General features: G+C 44.6%; 20 protein-coding genes. 11 read left to right on the plus strand and 9 right to left on the minus strand.

Annotated elements, in window-relative coordinates; genetic code table 11:
- Nucleotides 1-118 precede the first annotated feature (118 nt).
- Nucleotides 119-2,179 carry an alpha-amylase gene (locus C1S73_RS19605; RefSeq protein WP_038868975.1) on the plus strand — a complete coding sequence of 687 codons (2,061 nt, stop codon included), beginning with the start codon at nucleotides 119-121 and terminating at the stop codon, nucleotides 2,177-2,179.
- An 88-nt stretch (nucleotides 2,180-2,267) separates the two neighbouring features.
- On the opposite strand, the gene C1S73_RS19610 is transcribed toward C1S73_RS19605, so the two are convergent.
- On the minus strand, nucleotides 2,268-3,440 hold the full coding sequence (locus tag C1S73_RS19610; protein WP_038869177.1) for an MFS transporter: 1,173 nt from the start codon (nucleotides 3,438-3,440) through the stop codon (nucleotides 2,268-2,270).
- A 192-nt stretch (nucleotides 3,441-3,632) separates the two neighbouring features.
- Between C1S73_RS19610 and C1S73_RS19615 the strand changes: the two genes are divergently transcribed.
- Nucleotides 3,633-4,430 (plus strand): AraC family transcriptional regulator, encoded by a 798-nt coding sequence (locus C1S73_RS19615; protein ID WP_038868977.1) that lies wholly within the window; start codon nucleotides 3,633-3,635, stop codon nucleotides 4,428-4,430.
- Between the two features lie 129 nt (nucleotides 4,431-4,559).
- Here C1S73_RS19615 and C1S73_RS19620 read toward each other — a convergent pair whose 3' ends face one another.
- Together C1S73_RS19620 and C1S73_RS19625 are read right to left on the minus strand one after the other, a co-directional pair.
- Entirely contained in the window at nucleotides 4,560-5,276 is a 717-nt protein-coding gene (locus tag C1S73_RS19620; protein WP_038868978.1) for a DsbA family protein, read from the minus strand.
- A gap of 97 nt (nucleotides 5,277-5,373) precedes the next feature.
- Nucleotides 5,374-5,742, minus strand: a complete 369-nt coding sequence (locus tag C1S73_RS19625; protein WP_038868980.1) for a hypothetical protein — start codon at nucleotides 5,740-5,742, stop codon at nucleotides 5,374-5,376.
- Between the two features lie 376 nt (nucleotides 5,743-6,118).
- On the opposite strand from C1S73_RS19625, the gene C1S73_RS19630 reads away from it, so the two are divergent.
- The 6 genes from C1S73_RS19630 (at nucleotide 6,119) to C1S73_RS19655 (ending at nucleotide 10,920) form a co-directional block, all read left to right on the plus strand.
- Nucleotides 6,119-6,859 carry a nucleoside recognition domain-containing protein gene (locus C1S73_RS19630; protein WP_038868982.1) on the plus strand — a complete coding sequence of 247 codons (741 nt, stop codon included), beginning with the start codon at nucleotides 6,119-6,121 and terminating at the stop codon, nucleotides 6,857-6,859.
- Nucleotides 6,859-7,326, plus strand: a complete 468-nt coding sequence (locus C1S73_RS19635) for a YjiG family protein (protein WP_005374849.1) — start codon at nucleotides 6,859-6,861, stop codon at nucleotides 7,324-7,326. The genes C1S73_RS19630 and C1S73_RS19635 overlap by 1 nt, the downstream gene beginning before the upstream one ends.
- 9 nt (nucleotides 7,327-7,335) lie before the next feature.
- Nucleotides 7,336-8,460: a M20 family metallopeptidase gene (locus tag C1S73_RS19640; RefSeq protein WP_038868984.1), complete on the plus strand. Its 1,125-nt coding sequence runs from the start codon at nucleotides 7,336-7,338 to the stop codon at nucleotides 8,458-8,460.
- Between the two features lie 190 nt (nucleotides 8,461-8,650).
- Nucleotides 8,651-9,025 carry a YkvA family protein gene (locus C1S73_RS19645; RefSeq protein ID WP_038868985.1) on the plus strand — a complete coding sequence of 125 codons (375 nt, stop codon included), beginning with the start codon at nucleotides 8,651-8,653 and terminating at the stop codon, nucleotides 9,023-9,025.
- A 251-nt stretch (nucleotides 9,026-9,276) separates the two neighbouring features.
- Nucleotides 9,277-9,792: a DUF6795 domain-containing protein gene (locus C1S73_RS19650; protein WP_045421636.1), complete on the plus strand. Its 516-nt coding sequence runs from the start codon at nucleotides 9,277-9,279 to the stop codon at nucleotides 9,790-9,792.
- 3 nt (nucleotides 9,793-9,795) lie between these two features.
- On the plus strand, nucleotides 9,796-10,920 hold the full coding sequence (locus tag C1S73_RS19655; RefSeq protein WP_038868987.1) for a lipase family protein: 1,125 nt from the start codon (nucleotides 9,796-9,798) through the stop codon (nucleotides 10,918-10,920).
- Between the two features lie 78 nt (nucleotides 10,921-10,998).
- Here C1S73_RS19655 and C1S73_RS19660 read toward each other — a convergent pair whose 3' ends face one another.
- The 4 genes from C1S73_RS19660 to C1S73_RS19675 form a co-directional block, all read right to left on the minus strand.
- Nucleotides 10,999-12,303 carry a dicarboxylate/amino acid:cation symporter gene (locus C1S73_RS19660; protein ID WP_038868990.1) on the minus strand — a complete coding sequence of 435 codons (1,305 nt, stop codon included), beginning with the start codon at nucleotides 12,301-12,303 and terminating at the stop codon, nucleotides 10,999-11,001.
- A 317-nt stretch (nucleotides 12,304-12,620) separates the two neighbouring features.
- On the minus strand, nucleotides 12,621-13,688 hold the full coding sequence (locus C1S73_RS19665; protein ID WP_038868991.1) for a DUF4056 domain-containing protein: 1,068 nt from the start codon (nucleotides 13,686-13,688) through the stop codon (nucleotides 12,621-12,623).
- 9 nt (nucleotides 13,689-13,697) lie between these two features.
- Entirely contained in the window at nucleotides 13,698-14,822 is a 1,125-nt protein-coding gene (locus C1S73_RS19670) for a BamA/TamA family outer membrane protein (RefSeq protein WP_038868993.1), read from the minus strand.
- Nucleotides 14,823-14,834: 12 nt separating this feature from the next.
- Nucleotides 14,835-15,641 (minus strand): hypothetical protein, encoded by an 807-nt coding sequence (locus C1S73_RS19675; protein WP_038868995.1) that lies wholly within the window; start codon nucleotides 15,639-15,641, stop codon nucleotides 14,835-14,837.
- Nucleotides 15,642-15,920: 279 nt separating this feature from the next.
- Here C1S73_RS19675 and C1S73_RS19680 point away from each other — a divergent pair, with 279 nt between their 5' ends.
- On the plus strand, nucleotides 15,921-16,517 hold the full coding sequence (locus tag C1S73_RS19680) for a TetR/AcrR family transcriptional regulator (RefSeq protein WP_038868996.1): 597 nt from the start codon (nucleotides 15,921-15,923) through the stop codon (nucleotides 16,515-16,517).
- Between the two features lie 9 nt (nucleotides 16,518-16,526).
- On the opposite strand, the gene C1S73_RS19685 is transcribed toward C1S73_RS19680, so the two are convergent.
- Together C1S73_RS19685 and C1S73_RS19690 are read right to left on the minus strand one after the other, a co-directional pair.
- The gene (locus C1S73_RS19685) at nucleotides 16,527-17,798 is read right to left on the minus strand and encodes a DUF1835 domain-containing protein (RefSeq protein WP_038868997.1); all 1,272 of its coding nucleotides are present in this window, start codon (nucleotides 17,796-17,798) and stop codon (nucleotides 16,527-16,529) included.
- A gap of 231 nt (nucleotides 17,799-18,029) precedes the next feature.
- Nucleotides 18,030-18,920: a LysR family transcriptional regulator gene (locus tag C1S73_RS19690; protein WP_038869000.1), complete on the minus strand. Its 891-nt coding sequence runs from the start codon at nucleotides 18,918-18,920 to the stop codon at nucleotides 18,030-18,032.
- A gap of 109 nt (nucleotides 18,921-19,029) precedes the next feature.
- On the opposite strand from C1S73_RS19690, the gene C1S73_RS19695 reads away from it, so the two are divergent.
- Together C1S73_RS19695 and C1S73_RS19700 are read left to right on the plus strand one after the other, a co-directional pair.
- Nucleotides 19,030-19,338 carry a monooxygenase gene (locus C1S73_RS19695; protein ID WP_038869002.1) on the plus strand — a complete coding sequence of 103 codons (309 nt, stop codon included), beginning with the start codon at nucleotides 19,030-19,032 and terminating at the stop codon, nucleotides 19,336-19,338.
- Between the two features lie 4 nt (nucleotides 19,339-19,342).
- Nucleotides 19,343-19,717: a hypothetical protein gene (locus tag C1S73_RS19700; RefSeq protein ID WP_038869005.1), complete on the plus strand. Its 375-nt coding sequence runs from the start codon at nucleotides 19,343-19,345 to the stop codon at nucleotides 19,715-19,717.
- The last annotated feature ends 25 nt before the right edge of the window (nucleotides 19,718-19,742 follow it).

The following is a 19,742-nucleotide window of genomic DNA, read 5'->3' on the forward strand; positions in this document are numbered from 1 at the left end:
ACAAGCTTTAGGGCGTAGCCTTTCAGAATGATGTGCTCAGTTTTTCATCCATTTACTATTAGTGTGAATAAAACTACAACACGAATACTGCGCCTATGCGCAACCAATGGACTGAACGATGAAACTGAACCTGATTACGACTACCTTATTGCTTGCATCGGCAAGTGCCATCGCCGAGCCAAACATCACCATTTCTACCACGACCAACAGCCGTGACTTTCCTTTAAGTGCAGAGCAGCCTTTGGTTGTGCCATTAACCAAAGATGGCTATACGCTCAAAATCACGGGTGTTGAAGGCGACTGTGTGGCGCCTGATGATCAGAAGGTCAAATTCAACAAACCTATCGCGCTGAACTGTGGAAAACCAACAGAACTGCCGTTAAAAATCCGCTTTACCGGCGATTACTCTTTTGCTTTTGATGCGGAAGCCAAAACACTGCGCTTCAAGCGAGAGCCTAAGAAAGCTGCCAAGACAGAATTCAAACGCCCAATCCCACAAGTGCAATGTGAGGTTTACCAAGGCGGCGAAGTCACCATCGCGTTAGGTGACAGTTTCCCAGATGGCACCAAGTTGCGTGATGCTTACTCTGGGCAAATGGTCGAAGTAAAAGATCAGCAAGTATCGCTGACGCCAAGCAAAGATTCAGGCGGGTTGGTGCTACTAGAGCCAGTGAAGAAAACCAAAGAAGCAGTACTGTTTGATTATCGCAATGCCAACATTTACTTCGTGATGGTCGACCGTTTCAATAATGCCGATACGAGAAATGACAACAGCTATGGGCGCAAGAAAGACGGCAAAGAAGAGATTGGTACCTTCCACGGCGGTGACCTAAAAGGCGTGATTGAGAAACTGGATTACATCAAGAGCCTAGGTACCGATGCGATTTGGTTGTCGCCAATCGTTGAGCAAGTGCATGGTTTTGTGGGCGGCGGCGATAGCGGCTCATTCCCATTCTACGCTTACCACGGCTACTGGACACGTGACTTTACCAAGATTGATGAAAACTTCGGTAACGAAGCTGATCTTAAAAAGTTGGTGGAAGAGGCGCACAAACGTGGCCTTAAAGTCTTGATGGACGCAGTAATCAACCACACCGGTTACTCAACGTTAGCCGATTTGCAATTTGACGGCATTGAGGTGTTAAAACCAAACGCTGATTTACCGAAAAAGTGGGGCGACTGGCAACCAAAAGCGGGTGAAAATTGGCATAGCTACCACCAGAATATTGATTACCAGAGTCCAAACTGGGCGAAATGGTGGGGCGGTGATTGGGTAAGAACAGGTTTACCGGGCTACCCTGCACCGGGCAGCAGCGATATCACCATGTCATTGGCGGGTTTACCTGACTTTATCACCGAATCAGACAACGCCGTGAAGCCTGCGCAATGGCTATTGGATAACCCAGGCACTCGCGTAGAAGCGCGTGACAATTACACCGTTTCCGATTACTTGATTGAGTGGCAAACTGATTGGGTGAAACGCTTTGGTATTGATGGTTACCGTGTCGATACGGTGAAGCACGTTGAAGGTGATGTGTGGAAACACTTGAAAGAAGAGGCTTCAAGCAGTCTTGAGCAGTGGCGTAAAGAGAACGGTAAGTCAGGTCAGCCATTCTGGATGATGGGTGAAGTATGGGGACATACCGCTTATCGCAGCCCTTACTTTGACGATGGCTTTGACGCCTTGATTAACTTCGACATGCAGAAGAAGTTAGACAAAGGCGCGGCGTGTTTCAGCCAAATGGCAGACACCTACCAAAGTTACGCAGATACTATCGCAAATGAGAAAGACTTCAACCCAGTGAGTTATATGTCTTCTCACGATACCGAGTTGTTCTTCTCTCGTTTCAAAGATTATGGCATGCAGCGTAATGCCGCGAATGCACTACTTTTGAGCCCAGGAGCTGTTCAGGTTTATTACGGTGACGAAGTGGGTCGTAACATTGGTCCTTACGCAGACGATTTCCATCAAGGCACACGCTCTGACATGGTATGGAAACTGTCAGATGAGAAGCAAGCATTGCTAAAACATTGGCAAACACTTGGTCAGTTCCGTAAAGCGCACCCAGCGATTGGTGCGGGTCAGCATCAAGTGATTGAACAAGAAGGCGCGTACGTGTTCTCTCGTTCGCTTGGCAATGACAAAGTTGTTGTGGCGTTTGTTGGTCGTGAGAAATAAACGACACTACGGCATCAGCCCCTTCTCACTTGAATGTGGGAAGGGGCTGCGTGAGTGCTAACAGGTTTTTCTTCCTAGATAGTCGTATTTAAAACTCAATATCAGAGGTTTTGAAAGTAATCAGTCCAACAAGATATTTGATGATGGATATGACACAAGCAATGCCAGCACAGCCGATTAAAGTCATCGCCAAATCACCAAACTCAGCTGCTCTGTGAAGGCCAAATCCGATGACCAGATAATAGAACAAGCCTAATAGTGCTCCTGCACTCCCTAAGTGATCGCGATAGTGAGTTAACGCGCCGCTTAAGAGGTTTGGAATAGCTAGTCCAAATGATAGGGAAACCAATACCACAGGGATGAAAAACCAAACTGACTCTTGCATGATGAATACACCAAATCCGCCAATCAAAAGTAGCCACGATGCAAACATCACAATCTTTTCGTGACTTAAATGCATGCGTATTAACTTCATATTGATGACAGAGCCTAATACAGAACCCAGTGCGAGTATGAACCCTGTATTGCCGAAAAAGTTAACGCTTGCGCCCAGTTTTTCAAACATAAATGGTGCGATGCTGTAATAAGAAAACAGCGCAATGTTAAACAACCCTACCATGAGTGTGATGTACCAGATGTGCGTATCGGTCAGCATCTTTATACCGACGGATAACAGGCTATCTTTTTTGGTGTGTGCTGGCTTTGTCTCCGGCAATTTGAACAACGACCAAACCAACAGTGTAATGATGAACACGACCATGGCGATGAAAACCCATTGGTATCCGCCGAATGATGTTAGCCAACTGCCAGCCAACATTCCGATCACAGGGCTAATGCCGATCGATGTTCCAACAATCGAAAAAACGTGACTGAGCTCTTTACCATGATAGCCATCACGAATGATGGTTTGCGTGCAGACAGAACCAACCGCCGCTCCAAAAGCGCAGCAACCAAAACCGGTTAGCAGCAAATTGAATGTTGGTGCGAGCATGGTAAAAATGGCTGCAATAATAAAGACGATAAGCCCTAGTATCGTTGATACTCTTCGACCTATGACGTCACACATTCTTCCCCAAAAAACCACACCAAACGTAAAAGCGACAAAGAAAATGGACATCGCTTGTGCGGCTTCATTGCTACTGACGCCAAACGTACTTTTCACGGAAGTCAGTGCAGGGCTGTACATTGTCTCGATGATCTGTGGAAACATTAAGAGCACAACAGCCAACGGAATGGACACTTTTTCTATTAATTTATTCATTGTTAAGTTCTCAAAAATACCTCTATTGCTGAGCGTCGTTTGAACATTTAGTTTGATGTTGAGTGAACGACATTCGATTACGTGTTTCACGTTTCTTGGTTTACGTGATGCAGCAAAGTATATCTGTGCCATGCTTTGGGTTTATAATGAGAATCAAACATAAAATATCGAAATAAGGACAGGTTGATTTCAATGGCATTACTTTCGAAAGGTGATCATTTTTGTGCTGATGAACACAATGGATTGGTCATTGGCGTCGCTGTCGAGGTATCGGATCATGATTCAGGTATTCATTTCCATGCGAAAGACCAGTTACTTTCATCACAACATGGTTGCATGACGATAACGCTTGAGGACGTCAAGTATGTGTTGCCACCTATGAGAGCAGCATGGATTCCTAAAGGGGTATCACACAACGCTCAGTCTACGAATGTGGCACAATACCGTTCTCTCTATTTTGACCCGTCATTGACAGAGCGTTTGCCGCGGAAGATTCGAATTTTCGATGTGACGCCTCTGATGAGAATCTTGATCGAAAGGATGTCTTTCTGGCCATTTGATAAACCTGAAAGTGAACAGGTCAATACCCTGAATTTATTTATAGAAGAGCTTAACGATTCTGAAGATGTCTATTTACAATTGCCGTTACCCAAAGATTATCGATTACAGTCGTGGATCGCGAAAATCGATGATGAAGCGTTTACAGCGCCTTCTTTGGCTAAGTTAAGCCAATGGGTTGGGGCGAGTGAAAAGACGATAACGAGGATCTTTAATCGTGAGACGGGGATGCCGTACCAAAGTTGGCGTCAGCAATGGCGTCTGCTGGGGGCGATTGAGCTGTTATCCAGTGGCATGAGGCTATCGGATGTTGCGCATCGGTTGGAGTTTTCAAGTGACAGCGCATTCATTTACTTTTTCCGCCAAAAGACGGGGACCACGCCAATGAGTTACTTAAACAATGAGCCAAGTTTTGGGAGCCAACTCAAATAGTCGTCCAATTGCTATTTAGCCTCGTGCTCTTATGATAAAGAAAAGCCCTTCCTTGACGACTCAGGGAAGGGCTTTGTTATTTTCGATTCTTACTTAGCTACTTCAATAGCTATCGGTATCAATCGCTATTTATTTCTTTAGCTCTTGGTCGATGACTTTCTCAAGCTCTTCGAAAGGTACATAACCCGGAATGACTTGGTCATTAATGATGATTGCTGGTGTGCCACGTAGACCTAGGCGAGTGAAGTACTCGTAGTTCTTATCCAACAGCGCTTTGGTCTCTTTGTCGTCAACAAGCTGTGCTTCGGTGCCTGTTTTCTTAGCGATTTTTTGCAGCGAACTTGCATCGTGTGGTCCCGGTTTTTTCACCAATAAGTCATGTACTTGCTTGTATTTGTCATGTTGGTTTTGCCATACGTTCAATGCGTAGCTTGCTGAGTTGTAACCGTTCTTCTCGTACTGTTCTTTGAACGATACCGTCATGTTCAGTACTTTTATTTGCGGGTATGCTTTCTCTACCTTCACCAACTCGCCTTCAAGACGCTTACAGAAAGGACAGCTGTAATCAGTCACATTGATGATAGTCAGTTCTGGATTCTCCGCCCCGAAATACGAGTGCTTGCCATCGTTCAAGTAAGTGCGCACTTCTTCAAGCGTAGAGCTGAATGATTTTTGGTAGGCGACGTACTCTTGTAAGTTTTGATGCAAAGAGTCGAGGACTTGCGGGTTTTCTTGCAGTATCTGCGTAATGTCATCCAGTTTCTCTTGAGTGGTTTTTTCTGCTGCTTGTGAAAACATTGGCACTACCGTAAGTGCTACCGTTAAAAAGGTGCGTGTGAATTTCATGATCTTTCCTAAAACTATCGGTCTTCACTGTTTTGTTAGTGAAGTGATTAAAAATAAAACAATTAATTTGGGGGCAATAGGCCCTAACAATCGGGTTTTATTCTCTAAACACACACAGTTTTAGGTGCACCCGAACTTTTTCGGGTATCGGCTCAGTATGATGACGGAAAGCGTTACGTTCACCACCACAGATAGAGAGTAAGATCAACGTAAACAGAAATAAGGGAACAATGAAGCTATCCAGATGGTTTTGTGAAACCTGAATCAACTTTTCAGATAGTTCACACTGTTTCGTTAGGCCTTTCTCGCTCTTTTGTTGTTGCGCAGTAGCGTGTTCAGCCGTGACTTGATCCGCTATGAGAGGGCAAGATTGATAGAGGCCCGCATTTTTACTTAAACAGATCACGATCACCCAAGCTACGAGGGCAAGTGTCCAGCGAGCGATGTTAGATTGTGATCGAAGCAAAAGGCAAATCCTAGGTGAAACTCTATATATGACCGCACAACCCTAAATTAAATTTCATTGGGCTTTTGTTAGTTTTTGGTCAGAAAACACCAAATAAGCAACAAAACATGAAGCACGTCGAAGGTGTGGTTAAATACAATTTTGCTCAAAAGTTAAACATACTTTGTTAAACGTTTGATTCGTACGGATGTTAGATAAATCTACCTTATCTTGGTCATAAATATTTATTATCTTTTAAATGTGATTCAAATCATAAAATAAAACTTCATAACTGAGTGAGATGATTGTTCGGCAAACGGATTGATTTTGATCATCTCTCTAGCACATTATTCAAGGGATCATCTATGTGTTCTGTTCCACATATATAGGTGAATTTATGACAAGCCCTGTTCATGCTGAACGCAAGGTAACGATTGGGTGTTACATCGCACTCGCGTTTGCGGTTGTGTTCTTCTCTGGTTTAATGCAATCCAACGAATGGTACGGTGTATTCGACTTTACAACGCTTAATGGCTCTTTCGGTAAAGTGGCTTACGGCGTAACGGAAGGTGCGGATGGCGTGGTACAAGCTGCGACTACCTCTTTCCGCGGTACTGGCGGTAGCGGTGCTCGTGACGGTTTCATTTTCGCACTTACTTTGATTCCAACCGTTATGTTCGCATTAGGTATGATCAACGTACTTGAGCACTACGGTGCACTTGAAGCCGCTCGTAAGCTTCTTACTCCTCTTCTACGTCCATTAATGGGCATCCCTGGTAACTCTGGTTTGGCTCTGATTGCTTCTCTACAAAGTACTGATGCTGGTGCAGCAATGACGCGTCAGCTAAAAGATGAAGGTCATCTAACTAAGCGTGAAACGGACGTATTTACTATGTTCCAGTTCACTGCGGGTGCAACCATCGTGAACTTCTTCTCATCAGGTGCTGTGCTGTTCACATTGACGATGGCTGACGGCTCTCTAGCGGTAACGTCTTCAATTGGTTTAGCGGTTGTTGTGATGTTTGCATTCAAGATCATCGGCGCGAACCTGTTCCGTATCTACCTAAACATGACGGAAGGTAAAGAAGACAAACAAGACCAAAACAAATCAGAGAACCTAAAAGAGGAGACGGCATAATGGGTGACGTTAAAGCGAAAAAACCAATGGTGACGGATATCTTCGTCGAAGGTGCTAAGAAAGGTTGGGTGATTGCGACTACCTCTACGGTTCCTAACGTATTGATGGCATTCGTTATCATCAAAGCGCTGCAAATCACTGGCGCGCTGGATCTGATGGGTACTGTGTTCTCTCCAATCATGGCGGTGTTTGGTCTTCCTGGTGAAGCGGCAGCCGTTCTTATCGGCGCTTGGATGTCGATGGGCGGTGCAGTGGGTGTGGTTATCACGCTGTTTGACCAAGGTATCCTTAACGGCACGCACATTGCGATTCTAGCGCCTGCTATCTACCTTATGGGTTCTCAAGTTCAGTACATGGGTCGTATCATGGGCCCTATCGGTACTGAAGGTCGTTACATCCCAGTTATGATTGCAATCTCAGTATTGAACGCGTTTGGTGCAATGCTGGTGATGAATCTGTTTGTCTAGGAGTGAGTCATGCAATTCTCTCTAAATGAATATCTAGAAGAGCTACGTCCGCTAATCAATGTGGATTGTGGCACTTACACCACTGATGGTATCGAGTTCATCGCTTCTCAATTTGAAGAGAAGTACCAAGCGATGTCAGGTTGGAGCGTAAAACGCATCGACTGTGGCAGAGCCGGTGTTGGTCTTGAAGTTCGAAATAAGCCGGAAGCTGAGCAAATCGACGTGATGTTGATTGGTCACATGGATACCGTGTTCCCTGTGGGTACCGCTGAGCTTCGCCCAATGTCTCAAGATGCAGAGAAAGCCTACGGTCCGGGCGTCTCGGACATGAAATCTGGTTTACTGAACATCGTATACTCGATGCGCAACCTAGACCAAGCGGTGTTGGATAAGTTGTCTATCGTTATCTGCATGAACCCAGATGAAGAAACGGGATCTTTGGACTCTGTGGATTGGATTCAATCAGTAGCGAAAAACGCTAAGAATGTACTGGTTGCAGAAGCAGCACGTGCAGACGGTGGTTTAGTGAAAGCGCGTAAAGGCATGGCTCGCTACAAAATGACCTTTAATGGCGTTGCTGCTCACGCAGGTAACGAGCCAGAAAATGGTCGCAGCGCAATCACTGAGATGGCGAACTGGATCTTGGCAGTCAATGCAATGACCAACTTTGAATCTGGTACCACGTTGAACGTCGGTATTGTCTCTGGTGGTAACGGCGCTAACATCGTCCCTGAACATGCTGAAGCGATTGTGGATGTGCGTTTCTGGAGCAACGAAGAATACGATGATGTCGATAGCAGGCTAAACGGCATGCTGGAAACACCATTCGTTGATGGCGTAAGTATCGAATTGGTTCGTGAAGCTTATAAGCCTTCTATGGTGCCAAGCCTACAAACAGAAAGCCTGATGATGCTAGTTGAAGAAGCGGCAAGTGAACTGGCGATCGACATCAACTGGAAAGAAGTAGGTGGTGGCTCTGATGCAAACAACACTGCAATTCTTGGCGTTCCAACTTTGGATGGTCTAGGGCCTATCGGTGCAGGCTTCCACAGTGATCAAGAGTACTTGTTGCTTGAGTCTATTGAACCACGTATCAAAATGCTGATGCGTGTACTGGAGAAGATTGCTCAATAAGGCATTTTGCTTTTAAAGCTTGCTTCCCAGAGCTTTTGGTTTCCAAAGCAATAATCCCCGGACTTCGGTTTGGGGATTTTTTTATCTAGCCAATTGGTTTCCTTTCTTCATTATCATTTCTCGCTATTAATCCTACGTTCAGGTTCATCGTCTTAATATCTATGCCACAGTCATAAATTTAGGAGGCACGATGACCACAAGCATGTCTGTAAATTCGGCGTCCGATGACGTCTTAGACCAAACGATGCAAGCACCAGATGAGAAAATCTTCTGGCGTAAAATGAAAAATTCCGTCAAGAAAGCAGGCGAAGAGATTGCTGTTATGGGCATTAAATCATGGCTCGCGATGGCAGATTCCAACACCTCTGTTCGCCACAAGGCTATCTTAGGTGGCGCGTTGGCTTACTTCGTTCTCCCTACTGATATGGTGCCCGACGTACTAGCAGGCGTCGGCTTTACCGATGACATGGCAGCACTTACCCTAGCCGCGAACTCAGTCGGCAATGCCATTACCGACGAGCATGAAGAACAAGCGAGAGAAAAGCTGAGTTCGATGACGGAGTAGGCGTCAATTCTTCATATAATCTGTATCGCTCCAAGGCTAAATAATATGATTTCGAACAGCCTGAACTATGTCGTGTAATTGCCGATGGCGATATTCAAACAAAATAGTCCTATCTTTAAACCTGCTTGAGTGTAAATATTAATTCTAACAATTTCCCTTTCAGTAAAAGTTGCTCGCATTCTAGTGAACTTCCTATCGAATGCTTTCTCTCAAAAGTTTAATGTCTACGTAAATTAATTCTGTATGACATTATGAAATTAATTCAATCTTTGAGTTTATCAATTCTATTATTTTTAGGGAGCAGTAGCTTGGTTGGGAAAGAAGTGTACCAGTACACTCCAGAGATTCATGGTGTGTTGACGCAAAGTGGCACTCCGATGAATGATCAGGAAGTCGTTTTAAGAGTTGGAGTTCGAGGAGATATACAAGAATTTATCGCACGAACTGATGACCAAGGTCGGTTTTCATTTCAATCTGTTCAAGAAACTAAACCTACTAGCTCTAGTTTTTTAGATCAAAAATATGTACTGGTGTTCCTGAAAACATATTTGAAATCTGGTGAAGAAATAACTATTTGGGAGTCATCTATTGATGGTTACGAGATTGATGACTTTGCTAAAAAAAATATGATTGATTTAAATTGTGAAGTGACTGATGAACTTTACTACTTTGCTTTCTCTTATTCCGAAAATGGCGATGACGATACTTATGTATATAGCCAGTGTCGATTGTTTGGATATGTTGATTCTGGAATATATGAGGAATAAGTAATGAAGTCTTTATCACCACGATTAGCATCAAGAATAGCTGAAATACCATATTTAGCTTATGGCAAAGATAACAAAAGAGTACAACCTTACATCGCTAGGTCATTTTCATTTAATACTCGCCGGGATGTTTTTCAAGGAGTAACGGGAGGTTTCCTTGGGCTTGGTAGCATGACTTCTGACTTTATGGTTATAGGGTATGGTAAAGGTGAGTTTTCCGATCATTTAGTACTTTCATTTAGAGGAACTGAAGACAATATAGGCGATAAGCTTGCTGATGGTAATATTGGCTTGAAGGGATCTTCTAATGGTCAGCCAGCACATGCTGGTTTTGTTAATCTATTCAACAGTCTCAGACCTCAACTCACTAACTTTTTTTCAGGAAGACAAGCTCCTAAAGTCGTGCACTGTGTAGGGCATAGTTTAGGTGGAGCTATTGCTTCTCTTACGGCTGACTGGATTAAAGCGAAATACAAGTATTGCGTTCATCTATATACGTTTGGTGCCCCAAGGGTTGGACTCAAGTCTTATGCTCTGAGGAACGTTGATAAATCTTATAGATGTACACATGGCGCAGATCCAGTGACAATGATTCCGTTGTGGCCATTTACTCACTCAGGTACTGAATATCGACTAGATGGAAGCTCAGGAGTTTACTTTTTTACACATACTTTACCGAAGCGAGGGACCCCTGGGTATATAAATACAGCGAGTCATGAAGAATGGGAAAAGCTACAACAACGCTCAACGGATTTTTTGAACAAACGTGTTAACTTAAGTTATGAGAGGAGAAAAGAAGCGACTCTCAATACGACTTGGATTGAAAGAGTATTTTCTGCAATACTAACTCTATTGAGAGATTCCGGATTTGCTCATATCTTGCAGGGAGGATTTTCCTCGACATTAACGATGTGGGATGTATTAGCAAGAACATTAGCGAAATTATCTAGTCTCAAAGACAACTATGCCTCACGTATTAAAGGTATATTAGGTCATATAAACATAATGTCTGGCAACCCCGCTGTTAATCTTTCCATTATAACTTACTCAGTGATCAAGTGGTCTTTTACGAGGCTGATAAATAAACTTGATTCATTAGCCAGAAGCGCACTTAAAGTTGCAGCTTGAACTTCCTCAAATAAAACAAAAGCCCCGATGTTTCCATCGGGGCTTTCATTTAGACAGGATAATTTAGCTTGGAAGGAATTAAGCTTCCGCGCGTTTTAGATGTACTTCTTCTTCTTCGACCCCAGCTTTTGGATCGTTGAAGCGAGCTTCATCCAATGCGCCTTCCGATTTAGCAACAATGATAGTCACTGCACTGTCACCGGTGATGTTTACTGCGGTACGAATCATATCAAGTAGACGGTCAACACCCATGATAAGTGCAATACCTTCTAGTGGTAGACCTACTTGGTTTAATACCATTGCTAGCATTACTAGACCAACACCAGGAACACCTGCGGTACCGATCGACGCCAATGTTGCCGTCATGATAACCATTAGGTAGTCGCCCATAGTTAGGTCGATATTGAATGCCTGTGCGATGAACGCTGTCGCCACACCTTGCATGATCGCCGTACCATCCATGTTCACGGTTGCACCCAGCGGTACTGTGAACGATGATACGCGGTTCTCAACACCCATGCGGTGCTTAGCCGTTTCCATTGTCACTGGAATCGTCGCGTTCGATGATGCTGTCGAGAAAGCAAACATGATCGCGTCTTCCATCTTACGTAGGAACGTAATTGGGTTTAGACCCGTGAAGCCTTTTAGCATCAAGCTGTAAGTTACAAGGCCGTGCAGCAATAACGTACCTGCTAGTACAACAAAGTATTCAGCAAGGTTGAAGATTGCGCTTAGACCAAGACCGGTAAACAGCTTCGCCATTAGGAAGAACACACCGTAAGGCGCTAGGTTCATCAAAATCGCAACCAGCTTCATGATGACCTCATTCAGATCAGAGAAGAAAGCGGCAATACGCTCGCCTGGCTTACCCGCTGCACTGATCGCGATACCGAATAGTACGGCAAACACGATAACTTGCAGGGTTTTACCTTCTGCCATCGCGCTGATTGGGTTAGTCGGGAACATATCAATGATCACTTGACCCAAAGATGGCGCTTCTGCTGATTTGAATGAACTTGCTGCAGTTAGGTCTGCACCAGCGCCTGGCTGGAATAGCGTACCCATGGTTAAAGCAAGTGTGATTGCGATAGCGGTTGTTGCTACGTAGAAAGCAAGGGTTTTACCACCCATGCGACCCAATGTAGATAGGTCTTTTAGGGAGCTGGTACCACAAACTAGCGAAACAAATACTAGCGGTACGACAAGCATTTTTAAGCTGGCAACGAAGATCTGTCCACCAACTTCGAATAATCCATTAACAATGTATGCGTCGACAAATCCGTTGTCGGCGAAAAGTGTGCGAATTGCAAATCCTGTCAAGATACCCGCTACCATACCCAAAATTACGCGGCTGGTGAGCGACATCGGTTTCTTGGTATTCATGAGAATACTCCTTATAGTTATGCACCTTAAGTTCACTTCAAGGCGGCGAGCAGATTAGCAGTGGAGTGTGAAAATACGAAAGAATAATCGTCTGAATGGTTAATAGATGTGAAGTGAGTCACTCTAAAAAATAGAATTTTAACCAACAAGTAACGAACTGAATGGTTGAAAAGTTTTAAATTTAACAAATTTATCGAATATACAACCGATAGAAATGATTTCTTACATTTTCAGTCAATAGAAAACAGTATGCATAAAGGTGAGGTTTTTGATGCTCAGTGCATAACTAAGCATCATTTATTCACCTTGCTTCCAGGTTATTGCTTTAACGGTGGGCGAGTTTTTTCATCAACGCTTTGAGCGAAGTTCGACAATGCTTGGTAGTCGGCTGGAGACCAAGTGGAGCGTGACTTTAGCGCGCTAGGCAATGACGAAAATGCTTTTTCCTTGTCTTTTGCTATTAGTTCGACGCTCATCCACTGATCGATGGGTTGTTGATCGGCAAAGTAAGCATCTAATGAAAGCTCATGGTTCGCACCGGAGTAATTGGGTGTTAATTGTAGCGCCATATGGTAGTCGCGGAATCTCACTACCCATTTATCTGGCAAGCGTTTTGAACTATCCCACCATACTCCGTCTAGTTGTTGAATCTTTGCTTTTGTCACGGATTTAGGTTGTGCTTGCAGATCCTTTAATGCTTGTTGGAAAGCGCTGTCCATGGCTTTTGAAAAACTTTTAGGTGTTAGGTCTGGGTTACTGAGCAGTACCTGTTTTGCTAGGTTTGCACCAAGCATATTCGAGTAAAGATCTTCAGAGGAAAACGCAGAGGCCAGCTCTTTAAAGCCACTCACCGATACCATGCCAAACCATTGAGCGATTTCATGCCATTGTGCGAGACGAAAAGCAGTCAGTGCTGCAGCTTGAGCGCTGCGTTCGATGTTTTCTTGCTCGCTGAGTTTGTTTTTATGCTCGTACCAACGAATACGTCGAACACGCAATTCTTCAGGCAGATCTAAATGTGCTGCTCTGCCTAAATAGTGTCGATTTAACTGAAACAGATAGTAGGTGTAATCTGAGGTGTCCCGCACGTGTGCCGTATCAATAAAGCCGCCTAATTCGGTAAAAATCAGACCGTTGGCTTCTTCATTTAATCCAAGCAGACTGCCGGGTACAGACTCACTGCCGTCATTGTAGTGGTGAGTACCCACTTCGTTGCTAGACAATACATTTTCTAAGGAGAAGAAGGGTACTGGCACGCTTCCTAACTCAGCTTTGAGATCGACTCCGAATGCGCAACATGGCCTGACGCCCACGGGCGCTTTCAGTGCTTGTGCTTGGACGAACCCGCTACAAAGGCTAAGTAGTAATAGTGCTGCTTTCTTCAAACCAAACTCCTAGAATGCTTCATTGATTTGGAAATAAAAACCGGTGCTGTCTTTACCTATACCAAGGTCGACACGGACATTAATGCGTGCTTTAAAGGCGAATCGATAGCCAACGCCGACGGTTGGTAGCCAGCTGCCGGCAAACAAATCGTGGTAGGTTGGCGCAATGTTACCTGCACCCAACCAACCGACCACACCGTGACGACCAGAAATGGTGTGGCGAATTTCTACTTGTGTCGAAAGCTGATGTTTGTCGCGATACTGCCCTTGGTAGTACCCGCGCATGCGTTGATCATCACCCAGTTGGGCGTAATCGAACCAAGGCGCATCACCGAAAATAGATTGTGAATATACCTCCATCGCAACAATCGTCGTGTCAGACCATTGTTGGTAAAGGCGGTAGTTAGCAATAAGATTGTCGTAGTCTTCATCACTGCCCAGTGAATCTCTGTTCGCAACCCATTCGATATCGAGAAATTGCCCTTTCATGGGATTAGGTTCGAAATCGCGATTATCGTATTCCATTCCGACTAATACGCCACTGCTGGTGACGTCTGTGACTTCGGAAGGTAGGATGTCACCATCCACGCCATCAACTTTATTGAATGATTGCCATTGCCAGCCCAATTTCGCGTAGGTATTGGGTGCGACTTCTACTGCAATTTTGGGACTCAGTTGCAAGCGTTGTCCTTCGTACTGAACTTTGTTGCGATCATTATCAGCCGCTTGGCTGCCAATACCCCAGTAGTAACCGGGTGTATGGCTGATCCACGCTTCACCAAGTAAGCGGACTTTGTCACTGTTTAGATAAGTGCGATTGTTCAAGCCCAAGCCATAAGAGCCTGAGGTTGAACCGTAAGAAGTGACAGTGACGGTTGAATAAGGATCGCCTTGTTGCCAGTCGTATGGTGTGTACAACCCAACGGCGGCTACCCCGATTCCGAAGCCTTGCTCTGGGTTGACGAATGGACCCGGTAATACACCCCAATCGATTAACTTCGATTCATCCACCGTTTCGCTCGAACCCAGCTTAGTTAGGATGTCATCCATCAAGCTGCTCTCATCTTGCTGCATAGCAAAAACATGTGGTGTGCAAAACAGTGCTGCAATTGCAAGGGAATAAGAAGCTTTCATCTTCTCTTTACCTTAGAAACGACGATCTATAGAGAAGAAGATGCTTTCACGATCACCAAAGCCGGCTTCACCTAAAAGGTACCAATCGTCATTGATCTGGTATTGCATGCCTGCGATGGTGTTCCATTCGGACTCCAAATGCTGTTTAACGTCGAAGCGACCAGAGAGGTTGATACCGGCTTGTTTCAACGTACCTGAAAGTTCTTGTTCTACGTTTTGGTACATCGCACCAACCCAAAGTCGAACTGGTACTCCATTTTTGTGGAAGTCGAAGCCAACACGAGGAGAGACGACGATCGCGTCAATTGCACCGTCGATCACATTGAGATTTGTTTGGGTGTAGCTTGCGTCAACAAGGGCAAATAGTTGGTCGTAGCCGCCAGCAAGAACAAAACCACCACCGTAGGTGTACCCTTCGAGGTCTAGGCGGAATGGAAATTCACCAATTTTTTGGCCAAGGACGCTGACTTTTACGTTGGTCTCTGAATAGCCATCCAGTGTACCCACCAACCCATACACATTTAGGAATGGAAGCAGCCAAACATCACCGCGCAATGTCACCACATCGCTGGCTTGTTTGCCTGCACCAGCTTCCATGTTGAGCATTTTCTCTAAGCCATGCAGTCCGCTTAGAGCAATAGAATCGACATTGATGCCTTGTTCCATACTCATATAGCTTAGGTTTAAGCCAAAGGGTTTTGGTAAGTCATAGCCAAGTGCTTCTGCTTTATCTTTCCAGATTGGCAGTGAGATCGAGTCAGCATTCGCCACGCCAGTGAATAGACAGGAAGCGGCAACAAGCAAGGAGCGTAATTTCATAAGTAACTTCATTAAACGTGACGATCACAACAACACCAGGGGTCTTGTAATAAGGGCATCGACTCTGGAGTTTGTGTCACGGAAAATCACAGCTTCATCAGAAGGACGAAGCGCCACAGCGTGAGTTAAGAGTGATTATTGTTTGGTATTTTCGTGGAATCTTAACGTCGGCGAGCGCATCTTACTCCTAAAATTAAGAAAGTAAACTTCAAAGTATACTTTTGATTGTTGTGCGCTATACTCTGCATCCACTTACATGAGGTTGGTGAATCTAGGACCATGAAACTTTCAGAAAAGAAACGCTTAGCGCTGATTGAAGCAGCTCAACAAGAGTTCATTGAACACGGTTATAGCAGTGCGAATATGGACAGAGTGTGTGAGCGAGCAGCAACATCAAAGCGAACCTTATATCGCCATTTTGAAAGTAAGGATGTGTTGTTTATTGAGTCGATCCAATCAGTGCTTGAAACACAAAGAGCGCGTTTGCAACTCACATACAAACAAGATGTGGATATAGAATCTCAGCTTCGTGACTATTTGTATTCTAAGCTGGATTCTATGTACGAAGACTTTGGTTTGCCTTTGGCTAAAATGGTGATCAGTGAGTTTATGCGTACACCGGATTTAGCCGAAAACTACCTTCATCAACTTCAACGTCAAGATGAACTTCTCCAAGCTTGGTTTGCTGAGGCGATTGCAGACGGAAAATTCAAACCTCTTGATCCTGCAATGATGAGTAGCATGCTGATGTGTTTGCTCAAGGGCAACTTTTTGTGGCCACAACTGGTGGCGAATCAAGCTGTACCAAATGAAGAACAGCGCAAGGAAACCGTTGAATCAATTCTGACGCTGTTTTTCAATGGTTATTGTTGTTAACTCTTATCTCTAATTTGTGGTTAAGCGACGCAATGTAGGCAGTTGCTCGTGATCCCATGTCCAGAAGTCTTGCCTTTGATTGCGGATGCCTCCAACCCAGTAACTTTGTGTGGCTCGGCATTTACCATTCAAGCATACTTGACCTTGTTTACTTAAACTAACTTGATGTTCCCACCAGTTTTTCTCGAGTTCACTTATCGTAAACAGCGGTTCTTCGTATTGGGAGAGTGGTAATAGCAAAGCGTAAAACATCACATCACCCAAGGTTGGTAGTGGTTCCTTTGTGAGGTACTGCTGAAACCAATCTTTGACTGTAATTGGGACGCTATGCTTAGCTAATGTTTCCAATGCCAATCTTTGTGTGAGGCTCAACCCTGAACTTGAATGAGGCAATTCTTGAAGGTGCCGTTTTAATACAGTTTTGATGTTTGGCAAGCAATCTAACTCGTGATGTTTGATTAAATTCAAAAGTGAATCCGGCGTGGGGGATGTTAACGCTTGCCAACACCGCGCGGCTTGACTTAATAGTTTTGCAGAGACAGGCTTTCGGTGTTGCCAGCAAGAGCGAATGGCTTCTGCGGGCAGTTGCCCAAACCCAATAAAGCGCTCGGTTCCCGGAAACTGATTGAATTCGATGATCTCAATGATGTTGCCTTCGGTTTCCTCTAGCAGAGAGAGCCCTCGAAGTAGCATGAATTGATCGTAGGCATCATGTTCAACCCAAAAAACGATACGTTCATACTGCACGTCGAGCAGGGTATGGATATTGTCTTGCTCAAACTGCGCTACCTCTTGCACCGAGTCTTTTCTCCCCATAACAGGCAGCAATCGGTCCACAACGTATTGTGCTCTTAGGGCAAGAAACGTGTTGTCATCATCGGGAATTGGACCAATACACAACGGATCAATCATGGGCAAGAAGTCACCTTCGAAACCGCATGTCTTTAGTTGCTGCTGAATGTCATGACCGCAGCGTACATGCAGCGTTGTCAACTCGGCATCGAGTGGCTTTTCTTGATTATCAATGGCACGTTTATGGAATTCGAGTTTTTCCACGTGCGCTTTTAACTTGCTCCAACTAGGTAAACCAAGCTCTCTTGCTAAGGCGTGTTGCACATCCGAAAGTTTGACTGATTCTGGCGTGAGCTTTTCTGGCTGAGTATGAAACTGCTTAACCAGCTTTAAGGTATCTTCATTATTTTGGCGGATCGCTTTCAAGCGTTTTTTTGCCACGGATTTTTGCTGGTTTCGATTAATTGAGAAGCTGTTGTGAGATTGCATTTTTCACCTTTCTTATTCTTCCACACTCGCCTTAACAGAAGCTATAAAGAAGGTAAAAACAAATTGTTCCTGCTAATGAGAGCAGGGAAGTTGAATTGCCATGAACTGAGTTCTTTCCGCGAGTGTTGGGCGCTTTAGGCTTGAGCACCCTGATATTAGGTGCTCAAGCTTTGTCATGCAATACGTTGCGAGAGAATGGTGTCACAAAATAAAAGATTGGAGTCAAGAGGATTAAGCTCGGTATTCGGCGCTTTTTAGCAAAGCTTGGTATAGCGCAAGGGCAGCGGGGCCACTTTTCGCACCTTTAGGTAATGTAAGGTGCAAAGCCACTTGATACTGATTGGAGTGTTCTAATTCTAATACTTTGATTTTGTTGTTCTGACGATATTCGACCAGATGTTGAGGTAACCGACAAAACCCGACACTTTGTTCTACGGCTCTGAAAGCGTGGTCAAAATTATCGACAGTAATTCGCTGGCGCGCTCTCAGCCAGCCCACATTTTGCTTCGCTTTATCAGAGTCTCCTAGATCACGCACCACAATCTGGCTGGTGGTAGCAAAGTCTGCCAGTGACACTTGTGGTTTTCGCGCAAGCGGATGATGTGCCGAAATCACTGGCACCATCGTGGTCGTACCGAACGCTTCTGCTGGGTAGTTAGTAATGGGAAGGTTGATGATCGCGATGTCTGCTAATTCATTCACTACCATGTCTGTGGTTTTACTCAGAGAGGTTTCTACTACTTGAACTGAAGTTGTGTTGTTTTGTGTGAGAAATTCGCTAAGTGGAGTATAGAGCCAACTTGGATCGCACAGGTGATCGATAGCTACCGTAATTTGCGACTCTACACCGCTATTTAGTTGTTCACTGATCATTTCAAGTTCACGAGCCTGCTCAAGCATTGACTGAGCCCGTCGAAGCATGGTTTTACCGTGTTCGGTTAGCCCTGCTTTTCGGCCTTTCACTTCTATCAACTTAATGCCGAGCTGCTCTTCGAGCTTTTTCACCGAATAGATAAGCGTGGTATGGCTTTTATTGAGCGTTACTGCGGCTGATTGAATACTTCCTGCCTGTTCAATTGCTTGTAGTGTTTGCCATTGCTCTAGGGTTGTTTTGAGTCTCATTGGTCAGTTTTTTCGACAGGTAATGGCAAAATTATGAACTTTCTTGTCAGTTTTATAAAGGCAATAATCTTTTCATCGAAAGCGAGTCAATAATAAGAGGAGACTCAAGATGGCGAAATTACTGCAAGTTGATTTTGAATTTCATGGCCCATTTGGTGAAGAGATGTCGAATGCTCTGATCGATTTAGCGAAATCAATTAACCAAGAGCCGGGCATGATTTGGAAAATTTGGACGGAAAGCGAAAAAGACAAACTCGGTGGTGGTATCTATCTTTTTGAAGATGAAGCCACGGCGCAAGCTTACCTCGAAATGCACACTGCTCGTTTGAAACAGATGGGTGTAGAAGAAGTAAGAGGCCAGATATTTGATATCAATATGCCGCTGAGCATCATCAACCAAGGCCCAATCGGAGAGTAACATTATGACTAACCGCACTTTTCTAACCGTTCATGGTGTCATATATACGGTATTTGCGTTTGCGCTGTTTTTTGTTCCGACCATGATGTGGCCGATGTATGGCGTACAAATTAACGACCAGTACGCGCTGTTTTTATCGCAGCATACGTCGATCTTTTTAGGTGGGATTGCTGCGGTCAGTTTGATGTTACGTGATGTGGAACCTAGCACTACAGCCAAGCAACTGTTCAAAGCGCTGTTGACCACGAATTTTTTAGGCGTTGTGATCACCACTTATGCTGGCATTACAGGCGTGTTTGTTGGCTTTGGGTGGAGTGACCCTGCTTTCTTCTTATTACTGAGTGCGCTCACTTTTATTCAATGGAAGAAGCAATCGTAGAACAAACCATATCAAGCAAGCCCCG

The sequence above is a fragment of the Vibrio jasicida 090810c genome (assembly GCF_002887615.1).
Taxonomy (GTDB): Bacteria; Pseudomonadota; Gammaproteobacteria; order Enterobacterales; family Vibrionaceae; genus Vibrio; species Vibrio jasicida.